Annotated in this window: 13 protein-coding genes; 11 read left to right on the forward strand and 2 right to left on the reverse strand. The window is 33.4% G+C overall.

The window, feature by feature from the left end; genetic code table 11:
* The first annotated feature begins 113 nt into the window (after positions 1-113).
* Together EG814_RS19890 and EG814_RS19895 are read left to right on the forward strand one after the other, a co-directional pair.
* On the forward strand, positions 114-551 hold the full coding sequence (locus EG814_RS19890; RefSeq protein WP_125723624.1) for a GNAT family N-acetyltransferase: 438 nt from the start codon (positions 114-116) through the stop codon (positions 549-551).
* Positions 552-553: 2 nt separating this feature from the next.
* A complete protein-coding gene (locus tag EG814_RS19895; RefSeq protein ID WP_125723625.1) occupies positions 554-2,137 on the forward strand; it encodes a L,D-transpeptidase family protein in 1,584 nt (527 codons plus the stop codon).
* Here the strand turns inward: EG814_RS19895 and EG814_RS19900 are convergent.
* Positions 2,126-2,851 carry a murein L,D-transpeptidase catalytic domain family protein gene (locus EG814_RS19900; RefSeq protein ID WP_125723626.1) on the reverse strand — a complete coding sequence of 242 codons (726 nt, stop codon included), beginning with the start codon at positions 2,849-2,851 and terminating at the stop codon, positions 2,126-2,128. The genes EG814_RS19895 and EG814_RS19900 overlap by 12 nt on opposite strands.
* A 302-nt stretch (positions 2,852-3,153) precedes the next feature.
* Between EG814_RS19900 and EG814_RS19905 the strand changes: the two genes are divergently transcribed.
* Complete coding sequence (locus EG814_RS19905; RefSeq protein ID WP_125723627.1) at positions 3,154-5,589, forward strand: DUF5916 domain-containing protein; 2,436 nt, start codon at positions 3,154-3,156, stop codon at positions 5,587-5,589.
* A gap of 140 nt (positions 5,590-5,729) precedes the next feature.
* Entirely contained in the window at positions 5,730-7,247 is a 1,518-nt protein-coding gene (gene gpmI, locus EG814_RS19910; RefSeq protein WP_125723628.1) for a 2,3-bisphosphoglycerate-independent phosphoglycerate mutase, read from the forward strand.
* Positions 7,248-7,513: 266 nt separating this feature from the next.
* Here the strand turns inward: gpmI and EG814_RS19915 are convergent, their stop codons facing one another.
* On the reverse strand, positions 7,514-8,764 hold the full coding sequence (locus EG814_RS19915; protein WP_125723629.1) for a DUF445 domain-containing protein: 1,251 nt from the start codon (positions 8,762-8,764) through the stop codon (positions 7,514-7,516).
* A 253-nt stretch (positions 8,765-9,017) separates the two neighbouring features.
* On the opposite strand from EG814_RS19915, the gene map reads away from it, so the two are divergent.
* From map to pruA, 7 genes are all read left to right on the forward strand, one after another.
* Entirely contained in the window at positions 9,018-9,836 is an 819-nt protein-coding gene (gene map / locus EG814_RS19920; RefSeq protein WP_109191910.1) for a type I methionyl aminopeptidase, read from the forward strand.
* A 74-nt stretch (positions 9,837-9,910) separates the two neighbouring features.
* Complete coding sequence (locus tag EG814_RS19925) at positions 9,911-10,306, forward strand: GxxExxY protein (protein ID WP_235831016.1); 396 nt, start codon at positions 9,911-9,913, stop codon at positions 10,304-10,306.
* A gap of 45 nt (positions 10,307-10,351) precedes the next feature.
* Positions 10,352-11,125: a class I SAM-dependent methyltransferase gene (locus EG814_RS19930; protein WP_125723631.1), complete on the forward strand. Its 774-nt coding sequence runs from the start codon at positions 10,352-10,354 to the stop codon at positions 11,123-11,125.
* A 129-nt stretch (positions 11,126-11,254) separates the two neighbouring features.
* Positions 11,255-14,158 carry a DEAD/DEAH box helicase gene (locus tag EG814_RS19935; RefSeq protein ID WP_125723632.1) on the forward strand — a complete coding sequence of 968 codons (2,904 nt, stop codon included), beginning with the start codon at positions 11,255-11,257 and terminating at the stop codon, positions 14,156-14,158.
* A 75-nt stretch (positions 14,159-14,233) separates the two neighbouring features.
* Entirely contained in the window at positions 14,234-15,487 is a 1,254-nt protein-coding gene (locus EG814_RS19940; RefSeq protein ID WP_125723633.1) for a type IX secretion system plug protein, read from the forward strand.
* 79 nt (positions 15,488-15,566) lie between these two features.
* Positions 15,567-15,953, forward strand: a complete 387-nt coding sequence (gene apaG / locus EG814_RS19945; RefSeq protein ID WP_008467225.1) for a Co2+/Mg2+ efflux protein ApaG — start codon at positions 15,567-15,569, stop codon at positions 15,951-15,953.
* 153 nt (positions 15,954-16,106) lie between these two features.
* Entirely contained in the window at positions 16,107-17,732 is a 1,626-nt protein-coding gene (gene pruA, locus EG814_RS19950; protein WP_125723634.1) for an L-glutamate gamma-semialdehyde dehydrogenase, read from the forward strand.
* Positions 17,733-17,906: the final 174 nt, after the last annotated feature.

The following is a 17,906-nucleotide window of genomic DNA, read 5'->3' on the forward strand; positions in this document are numbered from 1 at the left end:
GAAAGTTCAGTTAAAAACAAGCTTTTGGGCAAAAAAAATTAATAAAAAACAACAATTATTTATAACTTATTTAAAATTAAAAAGTTATAAATGCTATATTTTTAAAAAAAATCATGATTACAATCAAAGAAATTTCATCAAAAGAGACTTATGCTGTGCGCCAACCTGTTTTAAGAAACGGAAAACCTATAGAAAGTTGCGTGTTTGAGGGCGATGACTTACAGTCTACGCATCATTTTGGCTTATTTGAAAACGAATATTTAATAGGAATTATTTCCTTATTTAATAAAATCAATACTATATTTGCCGCACAAAATCAAGCTCAAATTCGAGGGATGGCTGTTTTAGAAACGCATCAAAAGAAAGGATATGGAGAAGCATTGGTCAAACATTGTGAAAGCTATTGCAATGAAAATCAAGTCGATTTGATTTGGTTTAATGCCAGAACAGCGGCTGTAGGCTTTTATAAAAAAATGAACTATCAAACAATTGGTGATGCATTTGACATTAAAGATGTTGGCGAACATTATTTGATGTTTAAAAAATTATAAATATGAAAAAAATCTACTTTATAGTAGTAATATGCTTTTTTGCAAGCTGTAAAAAAGAAGAACCAAAATCGACACCTATTGTTAAGAAAAAGGTTCCGGCCATTATACTTACTGATGAGAGAAAAGTCGATATAGACACAGCTATAATAGGTACCTTTAAAAGCGAAACCTTAAAACAATTTTATATCGCATCTGAAAATCAAACGGTATGGGGAAATCTTAAAAAGAGAACTTTTGTATTGTCGCAATTAGAAAAATCAGACGAATTAGGCTTAGAGCCAGAAGATTACAAAATATCTCAGCTTAAAAAATTTGAGAGCAAAATCGCATCGCTTAATGATAGAGATTTGGCTACGTATGATATTTTACTGACTTATAATTTTGAAAAATATCTCAATCATCTTTATAAAGGAAAACTGGATCCTAAAAAATTGTATACGAATTGGGATCTTGACGAAAAAACATTTGATGTAAATTCTGTTCTTGTTAAAGGTTTCAACAACAATAAACTAGATAGCATTGTTGAAAATATTCAGCCTAAAACACAAACATATAAAGAGTTGCTTAAAGCACTTGAAATCATTAATACTTTTCCAGATGAAAATATAGGCACAATAGAATCTGCCGATAAAATTGTTTTGAACGATACCAATTCTGCTTTAATAAACATTAAAAAAAAGTTGCTGTATTGGAACGATATGACTGGAAAAGACAGCCTTACAAAGATTTATGATAAAAAAACTTTTGAATCGGTTAAGAAATTTCAGGAAAGACACGGTTTAGCTGCAGACGGAGTTATCGGAGTTGGAACCATTCGTGCTTTAAACCATTCTAAAGAGAATAGAAAAAAACAGATTATCGCCAATTTGGAACGTTGGAGATGGTATCCGTCAGAATTGGCAGAAAACTACTTTATTATTAATATTCCTGATTACAGCTTAAATGTTGTTGAAAATCAAGACACAACCTTAGTTAGAAATGTTGTGGTTGGAACCAGCAAAAGAAGAACTCCAATTATTACTTCGTATTTAAAAACCGTTGTTTTTAATCCGACTTGGACTGTTCCTCCGACCATTTTAAAAGAAGATGTGGTTCCGGCAATGAAGAGAAACCGCAATTATCTGGCAAAGAAAAACATCACGATTTATGATACTTCAGGCAATGTTGTATCTCCAATTGCATGGAATGAAAACAAACCAAATAATTATCGTTATGTACAAAGTCCTGGTTCTGATAATTCGTTAGGATTAATGAAAATCTTGTTCCCAAATCATCATAGTGTATATCTTCACGATACGAATCACCGAAATGTTTTTGGGCGTAATAACCGCTCTATGAGTTCTGGCTGCGTGCGTGTTGAGAATCCGTTAGAATTGGCTCAACATATATTAGATGTCGATGGCAATTGGCCTCAAGACAGAATCGATACTATTATTGCCAGTAAAACAACAATGAGTTTTAAGATTACCAAAAAGTATGCCTTGTACCAATGGTATTGGACGGCTTGGAGCAAAAAAAATCAGCTCCATTTTAGAGCTGATATTTATGACTTAGATTCGGATTTATATGCGCAATTAAGAAATTAGCCTCTCTTCCATCGCAAAACTTCTTGATGGATGATAGATGTATAAACACGATTTGTCTTTTATTAATTGAATGATATCATTCGTCATTTCAACTGGAACTGCAGGACAGCCTTGGCTTCTGCCTAATCTTTTATGATTTCTAATAAAAGATTCAGAAACGTAATCTGCACCGTGCATTACAACACCTCTTTCGCGGGCATTGTCGTTTACACCATTTTCTAAACCGTCTAAACGTAAAGAAGCACCGTGTTTTCCTTGGTAAATTTCGCCAGTTGCGTAAAATCCTAAACTGCTTTTAAATGATGAATTAAGATTTGAAAATGCTGAAGCAAATTCTTCTCCAGTATTTCTTCCGTGAGCAACAAGCGAATTAAACAAAATTGTATTGCTAGTTAAATCAATCACCCACAAACGCTTTGTGTTTGATGACAAACTAAAATCAATTAGTGTTAGGATATTTTTCTTGACTACTCCTCTTTCTTTCAACAAATAAAATCCTTTTAAAGCTTCCGAAAAAGTTTTAAGCTCAGGCATTTTAAAATTGTTGGAATTTAACGAGTTATAAACGCTCTCGATTTTAGAATCTACTGTAACTTTTTCGACTTTAGCAATCGTCTTTACAGTGGCATTTTTTTTAAGATCGGCTGTGTTCTTTGAATCTTTTCCAAAAGACAATAGCAAAAACACAAATAACGGATAAATTTTGTAAATCATTGAATTTCTTTAGGTTAAACAAAAAATTTGGGTAGAGCAAAAGTATAAAAAAATCACTCCTTGCAAAATACAAGCCTGATTTTCAGGCGTTTTTTGTTTAAATTTTAACATAATTAACAAAAAAAAGCTATTTCTGTAAGATTTTATCTTATGCTAAAAATCCTAACATTTTGGTGAATTTTCTTAAAAAAACATCAATAAAATGGAAATCTTGAAACTAAAACTGTAACAAGTGAAAGAAAATGATGTCTATTATCTCTATATTAAAGTACTTTTGCTTTGTAATTCTCCCAAAAAATTCAATGAAAAAAATCATTTTCTTCGGTTTTCTTTTATCCGTTTTGTGCGGCTACAGCCAGAATCAGAAAAAATCAATTCAGGCACAAGTAACTACGCATGACATTTCTATTGATGGAAAACTAGATGAAGCAGCTTGGAAAAATGTACCGCTTGCTACAGACTTTATTATGCTGGAGCCAGACAATGGAAAAGCTATTCCGTATGAAAAGCGTACTGAAGTTAAAGTTGTATACAATAACGACGCAATTTACATTGGCGCTATGATGTATGACAATGAACCTTCTAAAATTTTAAAAGAAATTTCGCAACGTGATAATTTTGGAACCGCAGATCTTTTTGGCGTTTTTATAAATGGTTTTAATGATGGACAGCAGGATTTTATGTTTTATGTTTCTGCAGCCGATGTACAAGGCGATTGTATTATGACCGATGCCAATGGCGAAGATTATTCTTGGGACGCTGTTTGGATTAGCAAAGCATCCTTGGCAGAAAATGGATGGATTGTAGAGATGAAAATTCCGTATTCTGCATTAAGATTTTCTGCAGAAAACAAACAAACTTGGGGAATCAATTTCTTTAGAGAAATTAAACGGGAACGTTTTAAATATACTTGGAATTTTGTCGACAGAAAGATTGGAACTTTTACGCAACAGGCAGGAACTTTGGAAGGTATTGAAAACATAAAACCTCCTACTCGATTGTTTTTTATGCCTTATGCATCGTATTATTTAAATGCCTCAGACGGACAAAAAACATACGGAACTATTAAGGGCGGAATGGATATTAAATATGGCATAACCGATGCTTTTACAATTGATGCTATTTTAATTCCTGACTTTGGACAGACAAAATATGACGATCAGATTTTGAATCTTGGACCTTTTGAACAGCAATTTAACGAAAACAGAGCCTTTTTTACTGAAGGGACAGACTTATTCAGCAAAGGGAATATATTTTATTCCCGAAGAATTGGTGGCGTTCCGTCAATCGATCCTGTATTAAATGAAAATGAAGAAATTGCAGAATTACCCGCGGCTGTAAATCTCGTCAATGCCTTAAAATTATCCGGAAGAACAAAAGACGGACTCGGAATTGGTATTTTGAATGCGGTTACAGAAAAAACTTTTGCAACCATAAAAAATACCGAAAACGGAGAAACAAGACAGGTAATTGTAGAACCACTTACGAATTATAATGTATTGGTTTTGGATCAGCGTTTTAGAAAAAATTCGTCTGTAACTTTTATTAATACCAATGTTACCCGCAACGGACATTTTAGAGATGCAAACGTAACGGGTCTGGCTTGGGATTTAAACACAAAAGCCAATACGTATAGTTTATTTGGAAATGTAAAATATAGTACCATAAATGATATAGAAGACAAAAACGGTATTTTTTCGACAGTAAGTTTGGCAGAAACAAGCGGAAATTACAGATACAGCGTAGGTACCGATTTTGTGTCTAAAAATTTTGATCCAAATGATTTGGGAATTAATTTTTATACCAATTATTACAATATTTATGGAAACGCAAATTACCGAATCTTAAATCCAACCAAGCGATTTAACAGCTTTAGAATTGATTATGAAATGTATAGTGAATTCAACAAAGAATCGGGAAAAGTGCAGGATAACAAAATCGCAGCCGAACTAAATCTTACTACCGTCAGAAATAATTATTATGGAATTGGTTTTACTGCTTCACCATTAGAATCTCACGATTATTACGAACCAAGGGCAGTAAACCGTTATGTAATCATACCGCAGAAAATAGATTTTTGGGGAAGCATTTCTACCAATTACAATTATAAATTTGCTTTAGACCTGAATCCGTCACTATCCATTGCAGACGAACGCGGCCGCGCGGCATATGGTGTAGATATTGGCCCTCGCTACCGATTTAGCGATAAATTATTGCTGACTTATACTTTTAGTTTTCTCAAAAGAAATAATAACAAAGGTTTTATAGATAGTTTTGATGACGACGACAATGACAACACAGCTGAAATTATTGTATTTGCCAATCGTGATGTTATTACGTACGCGAACACTATTAGCGGAAAATATGCAATCAATAGCGCTATGACTTTAAATTTGGCAGTGCGACAATATTGGTCTTCAGCAGAAAACAAAGACATTCTTAAACTTGGTTTTGATGGAACTTTGGATCCGTATCTGCAATATACGGAGAACAAAAATTCGAGTTTTTATTCCTGGAATGCCGATTTATCGTATTCTTGGTGGTTTGCGCCAGGAAGCCAGCTTTCTGCTTTATACAGAAATAATGCTTCTAATTTTGAACGTATTATCCATAAAGATTTCAAGCATAATGTTACTAGTTTATTGACCAACGATGCCTTAAAACATATATTTTCAATCAGTGTAAAATACTTTATTGACTACAGTGCCGTTAAAAATAAGCTCAGAAAAAGAGCTTAGCGTGAATTAATTTTAAAAAATACAGACTTCTATAACTAAATCAATATTTTTTTTTATAGTTCATTTTATTAAATATAAATGTAACATTTCTCAGGTTTCAAATTTTATAAATGCCTTATCTTTGTAGAAAACAAAAAGTAATGAACAAAAAAGTTATCCTTATGATTTTAGACGGTTGGGGAAAATCTCCTGACCCTAAAGTATCTGCAATAGACAATGCAAATGTTCCTTTTATAAACAGTTTATACCAAAAGTACCCAAGTGCACAACTTCGTACTGACGGATTAAATGTTGGTTTGCCAGAAGGCCAAATGGGAAATAGCGAGGTTGGACATATGAATCTTGGTGCAGGAAGAATTGTATATCAAGATTTAGCCAAAATAAATTTAGCTGTAGAGCACAAAACTTTAGCAAAAGAGCAGGTTTTAATTGACGCTTTTACTTATGCTAAAGCCAACAATAAAAAAGTACACTTTTTAGGATTAGTTTCAGATGGTGGTGTTCACTCACATACTTCACACCTTCGCGGACTAATCGATGCTTCTCAAGAATACGGTTTAGATCAGGTTTATATTCACGCTTTTACAGACGGACGTGACGTTGACCCTAAATCTGGAGGCAAATACATTCACGATTTAGAAGATTATATTAAAGATACTCCAGTAAAAATTGCTTCTATCATTGGCCGTTACTACGCTATGGACCGTGATAGACGTTGGGAGCGTGTAAAACTGGCTTACGATCTTGTAGTTAATGGTGTTGGTACTCCATCTACAAATGCTGTTGCAAGTGTTTTAGACAGCTATGCAAAAGATGTAACTGACGAATTTATAGAACCTGTTGTTATTGTTGACGAAAATGCAAAACCGCTTGCTACAATTGTAGAAGGCGATGTTGTAATCTTCTTTAACTTTAGAACAGATAGAGGACGTGAACTTACTGAAGCGCTTTCTCAGCAAGATTTCCACGAGCAAAATATGCATAAACTAAACCTATATTATGTAACATTCACCAACTACGACGAAACGTACCAAAACGTAAAAGTGGTTTACAATAAAGATAATATTACAGAAACTCTAGGTGAAGTTTTAGAACAAGCTGGCAAAAAACAGATCAGAATTGCTGAAACGGAGAAATATCCGCACGTAACTTTCTTTTTCTCAGGAGGAAGAGAAGTTCCTTTTGAAGGAGAATCAAGAATTTTAAGAAATTCTCCAAAAGTAGCTACTTACGATTTAAAACCAGAAATGAGCGCTTATGAATTGACAGACGCTCTTGTTCCTGAATTGTACAAAAGAGAAGTTGATTTCGTTTGTTTAAATTTCGCAAATGGAGATATGGTAGGCCACACTGGAATTATGGAAGCGGCAATTAAAGCTTGTGAAGCTGTGGATGTTTGTGTAAAACAAGTTATCGAAGCGGCTCTTGCTAACGATTACACTACAATTGTAATTGCTGACCACGGGAACTGCGAAACGATGATTAATCCAGATGGATCTCCAAACACAGCTCACACAACAAACCCAGTGCCGATTATCTTGGTTGACAAAGAACTAAAAAGCATTCAAGATGGTGTTTTAGGTGATATTGCTCCAACAATTTTAGAATTGATGGGCGTTCAGCAGCCAAATGCAATGACTTGTCATTCGTTGTTGTAGTTTTTTTACCATATAAGTTATATAAGTAAATATAAAAGCTATATCTAAAATAAAGAACATATAATATAAGTTCATTTAAATAAAACCTCGCAAAGACGCGAAGTCGCAAAGAATTTTAAACTTTGCGTCTTTGTGACTTTGCGAGATTATTTTTTTATTTTAAACCAACCATATAAGTAATGTAAGTTCATTTAATATTTTTTTTTACTTGGATGAACTTCTCTTTTAGACACAGTTTTTATATTTACTTATATCACTTATATGGTTTAAAAAACAAAATGATAAAGTTGCTCTACACCATAAATCACAAGTCCGATAAAACCACCGACTAAGGTTCCGTTGATTCTAATGTACTGAAGATCTTTTCCTATTTCTAGTTCTAACTTTTCAGAAACTTCTTTTCCATCCCAACTTTTTACGGTTGAAGAAATTAAATCGCCAATTACTTTTTTGTTATTCAGAAGAACCGCTAGAAGATCATTTTTAATAAAACTATTGATTTTTTCAAACATAACATGATCTTCTTTAATTCCGTTCCCAAAAGTCTGAATCAAACCAGCAATACTGTTTTTAATTGAAGAATCATCCCCTTTTTCTAAATCTGTTGTTATCGAAAGTTTGATTTCGTCCCAAATTCCATTAATATAATCCTGAACTTCTTTCTTTCCGACAAAACCTAAAATTATATCGTTGATTTTGATTCTCATTTCCTCAGAGTTTTTTACTTTCTCTAAAAAATTAAAAATATATTCGTCAATTTTTAAACGCACTGTGCTTTCAGGATTTTTGGCTTCATCTAAAAAATCTTGCAAACCGTTAAAAACACCTTCAGTAATGCTTTTATCGGCCAAACCAAAACTTAAAAATGGCGTTGAAGCTTTTACTTTTTGTCTAATTAAATCTTTGTTGTTTCTCAACTCGCCGCTCATTACTTCAAGAAGGTTTGTCAGCATTTGATTTTTCAAATCTCCTTTTTGCAAAGGCTCTAAAGCGACGGCAACCCAATCACCAAAATTTATTCCTTCTAGCCGTTCTCTAAACTGAACCTGGATAAATCGTTTTATATCTTCATCTTTTATTGCATTTAAAATTCCGGGAATAATATTTATCGCTACAACATTAGCAACTTTGTTGGCGTTTTCTTTCTGCGAAAGCCAATCTGATGCTTTACTGGCAAAGTTAAATTCGTCCAATTTAATTTCTAGTTTTTCTCTATTTAGAAATTCTTCCGAAACAAAACTTCCGAGATTTTCACCAATTTCATTTTTCTTAGTCGGAATAATAGCCGTATGCCAAATCGGAATTCCCATCGGATGCCGAAATAATGCCACAACGGCAAACCAATCTGCAATTCCGCCCACCATAGCCGCTTCGCTAAAAGCCTGTAAAATTGGAATTTTAAAATAAATAGCAATTAAAAATAACAGCACAGCAACACCCAAAAGCCCCAAAGCATTATTCTTCATTTTCTTAAGGGCTTTTACTTTTTCTATATCTCGATCTGTAATAGTTTCCATAATTATAAGCGTTTCTACTACTAATTTAAGGCTTTTTGCTGAAAATTAAGTTAAAAAAATGAGTTGCCACGAATTACACGAATTTTCACGAAATATTTTTTTGCCACAGATTAAAAGATTTCCACAGATTAATCCTTTTAATCTTTTTAATCTGTGGCAAAAGAAAAATAAATCCAGTGAATTCATGGCTAAAAAAATTACTCAAAAAGTGAGATAAAAATTGTACTTTTGCGAACTGAAAAATGGAAAAAATATGATCATCCAAAAAACTAGAGAGGAAATCGAATTAATGCGCGAAAGTGCTTTAATCGTATCAAAAACATTAGGAATGATTGCTTCTGAAATTAAAGAAGGAGTAACAACTTTATATCTTGACAAATTAGCCGAAGAATTTATTCGCGATCACGGTGCTGTTCCAAGTTTTCTTGGATTGTACGATTTCCCGAATTCGCTTTGCATGAGCCCAAATGCTCAGGTTGTTCACGGTATTCCTAACAATGTACCTCTTAAAAGTGGTGACGTAATTTCGGTTGACTGTGGTGCTTTCAAAAATGGCTATCATGGAGATCACGCTTACAGTTTCGAAATTGGAGAAGTTGCGCCAGAAGTTAAAAAACTTTTGAGAGTTACTAAAGAATCTCTTTACGTTGGAATTAGAGAATTTAAAGCCGGAAATCGCGTAGAAGATGTTGGAAATGCGATTCAAAAATATACGGAAGCTCATGGTTACGGTGTTGTTCGTGAATTGGTCGGACATGGTGTTGGACAAAAAATGCACGAAGAGCCAGAAATGCCAAACTACGGAAAACGCGGACGTGGAAAACTTTTTGTTGAAGGAATGGTCGTGGCAATCGAACCGATGATCAACATGGGAACCAGAAACATCAAACAACTGAAAGACGGCTGGACAATATTAACGGCAGACGGAAAACCAAGTGCGCATTTCGAACACGACGTTGCTTTGATCGATGGAAAACCAGAATTATTATCTACTTTCCAATACATCTATAAAGCTTTAGGAATCGAAAGCAATGAAGAAGACGAATTCAGACAAGTGCCTTTAGTGCTGTAAGAATTCCACAGAGATTCACAAAGATATACGCCGAGATACACAAAATTATTTTATACGCCTTTTGAAAAATGTATTTGGAAAATGAAGTATCGCAAGATGAACTAAATACTATCTCATATAAAATTATAGGTTTAGCAATTGAAGTTCACAAACAACTAGGGCCTGGTTTACTAGAATCTGCGTACCAAGAATGTTTATATTATGAAATTGCAAATGCTGGATTAGCTGTAGAAAGGCAGAAAATTTTGCCTATAATTTATAAGGATATTAAACTGGATCATGGTTATAGAATTGATCTGTTAATTGAAAACAAAATTGTAATCGAACTAAAAACGGTGGAAACTTTTACAGATGTACATTTTGCACAAATATTAACTTATTTAAAACTTGGTGAATACCCTTTGGGTTTGCTTATTAATTTTCATTCAAAAATTTTAAAAAACAATATAAAAAGATTTATAAACACTTAGTGGAACTCTGTGCTCACTTTGTGCAACTCTGCGAAACAACCCCACATGAAAAAACTTTTCAAATTAGTTTTAAATACCATTCCAAGACCATTATTAATTCGTTTGAGTTATGTGGCTCGTCCTATTTTAGCATTCTCTTTAAGAGGAGATAAATTTACAGATCCTATTGACGGAAAAAGTTTTAAATCGTTTTTGCCTTACGGATATGGAAAACAGCGTAACAATGTGCTTTCACCAAGTACACTTTCGTTAGAAAGACACCGTTTACTTTGGCTGTATTTAAACGATCAGACTGATTTTTTTACAGCACCTAAAAAAGTATTGCATTTTGCTCCGGAACAAGCTTTTTACAAGAGATTCCGCAAGCAGAAAAACCTTGACTATACAACAACCGACTTGCTTTCGCCTTTGGCAGATGTAAAAGCAGACATCTGTAATTTACCTTTCAAAGACAACGAATATGACGTTATTTTGTGTAATCATGTTTTGGAACACATTCCAGACGACACAAAAGCAATGCAGGAATTATATCGTGTTTTAAAACCAGGCGGAATGGCCGTTTTGCAAATACCACAGGATTTGAATCGCGACGTTACTTTTGCAGACGATTCTATTACAGATCAAAAAGAGCGTGCGAGAATATTTGGCCAATACGATCATGTTCGTATTTACGGACGCGATTATTTCAACAAATTAAGAAGCATTGGTTTTATTGTTATCGAAGAAGATTATACAAACAAAATTGCACCAGAATTGGTAGAAAAATACTGCTTGGCAAAAGGCGAAATTATTCCGCTTTGCTTTAAACAGGAAAACTAATTTTTTTTTTTCACCATATAAGTGATATAAGTTCATTTAAAAGGAGTTTTCAAAATAGCAATAATTTGAAAACTCCTTTTATTTTTTGCCCAAACCTAAAGATTATAAGCCTAACAAAATCCCTATATTTTGCAACCTACAAAATCATTTCAGTTCTGTTTTGACATCAGTTTTGAAAAAAATCTGAATGCCTATATCCCTACAGCGTATATTGTTGAAAACACCAGCGAAATCAAATATCTGGACAAAAAAGCCACCAAAGGCGTACTGGAAAGTTTTGGAATCGATTATGAAAATTTAGATCACAATTCAAAAAAGATTCTTACGATCTGCGAATCTTTAAAACCTGAATTTATATTTAAAAAATTCAGCGCGAAAGTAAAATCAGCCAAAACAATTGCCGATTTACAGAAAGATTCCAAAATTGATTTTGCTATTCGCCAGCATTTAAAAATCAATTTAATTCCATTTTATGGCCTAATTGTACAAGAACAATATCCCTTATCGATTGATTTAGGTCCAGAAAAAGATTTTTATCGTTCGAGAGTCAGCATTGATCCGTTGGATTTTGAACCGCAAATTCAATTTGACAAACATGCAGAAGGCATCACCTATACCCTTTCTTTAAAAGAAAATGAAACTGCTTTTTTGCCAATGGACAATAAAGTAGATATTCTTTCTGATGAACCGGGCTGGCTCATTGTCAATAAAAAACTAGGCCAGTTAAAAGAGTTAAACGGTAAAAAACTGACACCATTTTTAAAGAAAAAATCAATCGAAATCCCTTCAAAATTGGTCGATGACTATTTTAAAAATTTCATTCCAGAAATAGCTAAAAAAATTGACATTGAGGCGAATGGTTTTGAAATAGAGCTTCGCGACCAAATCGTTTCATGCACGATTCAGCCAATATTTGATTTCTTTAAAAACTGTTATTATCTCAATCTTTATTTTGATTATAATGGCTATCTTTTTGACGGAAGCAAAACAAAAAAAGCACATTCTTTTGTAGATTTCAGCGTTGCCAATGAACCTCGAATTATTCAGTTTAAACGCTGTACTGATGAAAATTTATATATTGAAAAACTTTCTGAAATTGGTTTAGAAAAAATCAAAAACGAATTGTTTGGATTAAATTCTGAAGCCGAGAATTCCGATCCTTATATCAATATCCAATTCATTATTGATCAAAAAGAAAAACTAAAAGATTTAGGTTTTACAATTGAAAATCTAAAACTGGAAAGCAAAGAAATTATTACTGGAAATCATACTATTTCTGCTTCAAAAGAAACAACTGGAGACTGGTTCGATATTAAAATAATTATTACAGTTGACTCTTATAAAATCAATTTCAGCGAAATTATTCCAAACATAAAAAGCAAAGAAAGACTTTTCCCTTTGCCTGATGGAAACTACTTTTTGATTCCGCTTGAGTGGTTTAGCAAATATGGTTCTCTGGCAAAATTGGCCAAAACAGAAAATGGTGTATTGCTTTTGCGAAAAAGCAACTTTACCGCTTTAGACGGAATTTCAGAAATCGATAATGATTTAGATCAGATTCATCAGGCAGAATTTACCGCTTCCGATTTGATAAAAGCAACTTTAAGACCGTACCAAATTGATGGCGTAAAATGGCTTTTAGGACATTTTAATTCCAACATGGGCGCGTGTCTTGCCGACGACATGGGACTTGGAAAAACACTGCAGACTTTATCTGTTTTAGTTTCTGTTCAAGAGCAGTTAGGTTTTACAACCAAAACAACCAATTTTGATTTATTTTCGAACGAAACAACCGTAGAAAGAGAACCATTAAAAGCTTTAATTGTTTTGCCTTCTTCGCTAGTTTTTAACTGGTACAACGAAGCCGGAAAATTCACACCGCACTTTTCTAAAATGCAATATGTTGGAAACGATAGAAAATCTTTAGCCAGCAGAATCAATTCGACCGATTTGATTTTTACGAGCTATAGTATCATTCATCGCGATATTTCAATTTTAGAAAAATACGATTTCCGTTATTTGATTTTGGACGAAAGCCAATATATCAAAAACAAAAATTCTAAAATTTTTAAAGCCATAAATAAAATTAGCACGGGACATAAAATTGCCTTGAGTGGAACGCCGATCGAAAATTCGCTTGACGATTTATGGTCACAAATGCAGTTTATCAATCCGGATATTTTAGGCAGTTATGCTTTCTTTATGGAAAATTTCAAAAATCCGATTGAGAAAAAGCAAAACGAAGAAGTTTTGGCAGAATTAAAAAACCTCATCCAACCTTATATTTTAAGACGAACCAAAGAACAGGTTTTAAAAGATCTGCCAGAGTTGACAGAACAGATTTACTATTGTGACATGGATCCTGAACAGGAAAAATTATACGAGAAAGAAAAATCTAAAGCTCGTAATTTCCTGCTTAAAACTGACGGATCTCCAGATAAAATCAGCATTATCAATACTTTAATGAAGCTTCGTCAATTGAGTAATCACCCAAAAATGGTGGATCAGGAATCTGAAATTGATTCTGGAAAATTTATCACGGTTACTAATTATTTAGAAAATTTAGTAAAAGCAAAACAAAAAGTAATTATTTTCAGTTCGTTTGTAACCAATTTGAATTTCTACACCAATTGGTGCAAGGAAAATAAAATAGATTTTTGCGAAATCACTGGCGAAACTCCTTCAGAAAAAAGAGAACAGCAGGTAAAGGTATTTCAAGAAAAAGAAAATCCGTTGTTATTCTTTATTTCGTTAAAAGCGGGAGGTGTTGGTTTAAATATTACAAAAGCTTCGTATGTTTTATTTTTGGACCCTTGGTGGAATCCTTTCGCAGAAAAACAAGGTGTTGGGCGGGCGCATAGAATTGGTCAGCTAAACAAAGTAAACGTAATCCGATTTATTTCTAAAAATACTGTTGAGGAAAAAATTATCAAACTGCAGGAAAACAAAAAATTATTGTCTGACTCTCTTTTGGAAGAAAGTTATATTAATGATGAAATCGAAGGCAACTTAGAATATATTTTAGGTTCTTAATTGTTAAACCCAATAGATTGGCATCTTTTTCGTTGTATAAAATTGTTATATTTACAAATCTTACAACGAAATACGATGCCAAAATTTTTATATACAAGCTTTATTTTCCTTTTTATTTTCACTTTAGCAAAAGCGCAAGAAAAAGAAATTGACCCTCCTTATAATATCAAAACTGTTTCTTTTATTCAGAATGGCAGTAATGTTGTTCCAATTTTCGAATTAGGAGCTTCTTTTTCGTTTCAATTTGATGATTTATTTGGCAATGAAGCCAATTATTATTTTGAAATCATTCATTGCGATTACAACTGGATTCCAACAGAGATTCCAAAAACAGACTATGTATTAGGTATGGACAATCAGAGAATTACAGATTTTTCTAATTCGTTCAACACCTTGCAAGTTTATACGCATTACAGACTTTCTTTTCCTAACCAGTTTACGCAGCAATTACGCCTTTCAGGAAATTACATGCTTAAAATTCTGAACGAAGACAGAGAAGTTGTTTTTTCGAGAAAATTTATTTTGTTTGAAAGTCATTGTACGGTTGGAGCTCAGGTAAAAAGAAGCCGAAACCTCAGTAACATTGATTACAAACAGAATCTTGAATTCACCATTTTGTCTAACGATATTGCTTTTCAAACTCCATTACAAAATGTAAAAGTTGTTTTACTGCAAAACGGAAACTTTCATACCGAAATAAAAAATATTGTCCCGCAATACACAATAGGCAATCAGCTGATTTATAAATATGATAAAGAAACCCAGTTTTGGGGCGGAAACGAGTTTTTGTATTTTGAAAACAAAGACATTCGCGCGGCCAGCAATAATGTGGCTAAAATAGGATCTAACAATGATATCTACAATGCTTTTTTATATACGAATGCAGCAAGAGGAAACCAAATTTACACTTTGTATGAAGATGTAAACGGGAACTTTGTGGTGAAGAATATTAACGGCTCTAATAATGATATCGAAGCCGATTATGCTTGGGTTTATTTTAGTCTTTCTGCTCCTGCTTTTAGAATGAATAAAGACATTTATATTACTGGAATGTTTAATAATTATAGTATTTCGCCAGAATATAAAATGGACTACAATAATGACAAAGGCGTTTTTGAAAAAGCTATCATGATCAAGCAAGGTTTTACCAATTTTCAATATACTGTTGCAGACAAAAAAGGCGCTATAGATTTTGAAAATGCTATTGACGGAAACTTTTATCAAACGGAAAACGAGTACACCATTTTGGTATATTATAAAGAGGCGACCGACCGTTATCAGCGTGTAATTGGAAAAGGAAATGCAAACTCTATCAATATAGTCAATTAAAACAATGTTAAGGTTTTAGTTTAAATGATTTTTTTTTGTAGCTTTGCCACTATAACACTCACATATATACGGCGTTAGTATGGTTTCTCAAATTACACGAGGCATAAAAATATCTGTTTTGACTAGTTTTGAAGGTACATACTTCAAAAACTACAAGATCCATTTTGCTTTTAGTTATGTAGTTACCATCGAAAATCACAGTAAAGATTCTGTACAGTTAACTTCGCGTCACTGGGAAATTTTTGATTCACTAAATGATTTAGAAGTGGTAGATGGCGAAGGTGTAATTGGTAAAAAACCAGTTTTAAAACCTGGCGAAAACCACACTTACAGTTCTGGCTGTTTATTATCATCGCCTTACGGGGCAATGAAAGGTCATTTTAATATGATCAATTTTACTACTACAAAAACATTCAAAGTAATTGTTCCTACTTTTAGAATGTGTGCTCCTTTTGCATTAAATTAAGATATAATTTACATCTATAGCTTTTATCGTTATCTTAATCATAAATTTGTCAATTTATTAATTTATCCTTTGTACTTTTGTGCAGCGTTAGATTATTCGTAACAAAACAAATCGTCTGACTTTAAATTGTCTAATTCACAAATTTTAAATAACATGCTTAAAGGATTTTTTCATGTACCAAAAGCGGTAAACGAGCCTGTAAAAAGCTACGCACCAAACTCACCAGAAAAAGCTGCTGTTCAGGCTGCTTATACCACAATGTGGAATTCTCAAATTGACGTTCCTTTACATATTGGAAGCGAAGAAATTAGAACTGGAAACACAAGAAACATTACAGCTCCTCATGATCACCAGCACGTAGTTGGAAAATATCATTTGGCTGAAAAACAACATATTGAAAAAGCGATTGCAAATGCTCTTGAATCAAGAAAAGCATGGGCAAACATGGCTTGGGAACAGCGTGCTGCTATTTTCTTAAAAGCTGCTGAACTTATCGCAGGACCATACAGAGCTCGTATTAACGCGGCTACAATGATTGGTCAGTCTAAAAATATTCACCAGGCAGAAATCGATGCTTCTTGCGAGTTAATCGACTTTTTACGTTACAATGTTGAGTTTATGACTCAAATCTACAACGATCAGCCAAAATCAGATTCTACAGTTTGGAACCGTGTTGAATACAGACCATTAGAAGGTTTTGTTTACGCTATTACTCCATTCAACTTTACTGCTATTGCTGCGAACCTTCCTGCAAGTGCTGCTATGATGGGTAACGTTGTGGTTTGGAAACCAAGTGATAGTCAAGTATTCTCAACAAAAATTATTTTAGACGTTTTCAAAGAAGCTGGAGTTCCAGACGGAGTTATCAACGTAGTTTTTGGAGATGCTTTAATGATTACAGATACTGTTTTAGCTAGCCGTGATTTTGCTGGTGTTCACTTTACAGGATCTACTCACGTATTTAAAGATATTTGGGCTAAAATTGGTGCAAACATCCACAATTATAAAACATACCCAAGAATCGTTGGAGAAACTGGTGGTAAAGATTTTATCATTGCTCACCCAAGCGCAAACGTAAAACAAGTGGTTACAGGAATTACTCGTGGTGCATTTGAATTCCAAGGACAAAAATGTTCTGCAGCATCTAGAGCTTATATTCCACAAAGTTTATGGCCAGCTGTAAAAGAACAATTAATTGCTGATGTAAAATCTATGAAAATGGGTTCTCCAGAAGATTTTGGAAACTTTATTACAGCAGTTATTCACGAAGGTTCTTTTGACAAATTAGCAAGTTATATCGATCAAGCTAAAAAAGATGCTGACGCAGAAATCATCGTTGGAGGAAATTACGATAAATCTAAAGGTTACTTTATTGAGCCAACGGTTATTGTAACAACAAATCCAAAATATACTACAATGGAAACTGAGTTGTTTGGACCAGTTATTACTATTTATGTTTATGAAGATGCAAAATGGGAAGAAACTCTTGAATTAGTTGATACTACTTCTGAGTACGCTTTAACAGGAGCTGTGTTTAGCCAAGACCGTTATGCTATTGAGGTAGCTACAACTAAATTACAAAATTCAGCTGGTAACTTCTATATCAACGACAAACCAACTGGAGCGGTTGTAGGAATGCAGCCATTTGGTGGAGCAAGAGCTTCTGGAACTAACGATAAAGCGGGTTCTGCATTGAACTTGTTACGTTGGGCTTCTCCAAGAACTATTAAAGAAACTTTTGTAACTCCAGAAGATTACAGATATCCCTTCTTAGGTTAATTGTTTGTTTCAGGTTTAAAGTTTCAAGTTTAGAAACTTATCATATAAAAAGCCGATTCTTGAAATAGACTGCACCCAAAAGTTTAGACAAATTTATAATTAAGTTTGATAATAATGAGCTCGATATTTTATCGGGCTCATTTTGTTTAGATTTGATTTAATTCTTTCGTTATT

It is taken from the genome of Flavobacterium ustbae (assembly GCF_003946915.1).
In the GTDB taxonomy this organism is placed as follows: domain Bacteria; phylum Bacteroidota; class Bacteroidia; order Flavobacteriales; family Flavobacteriaceae; genus Flavobacterium; species Flavobacterium ustbae.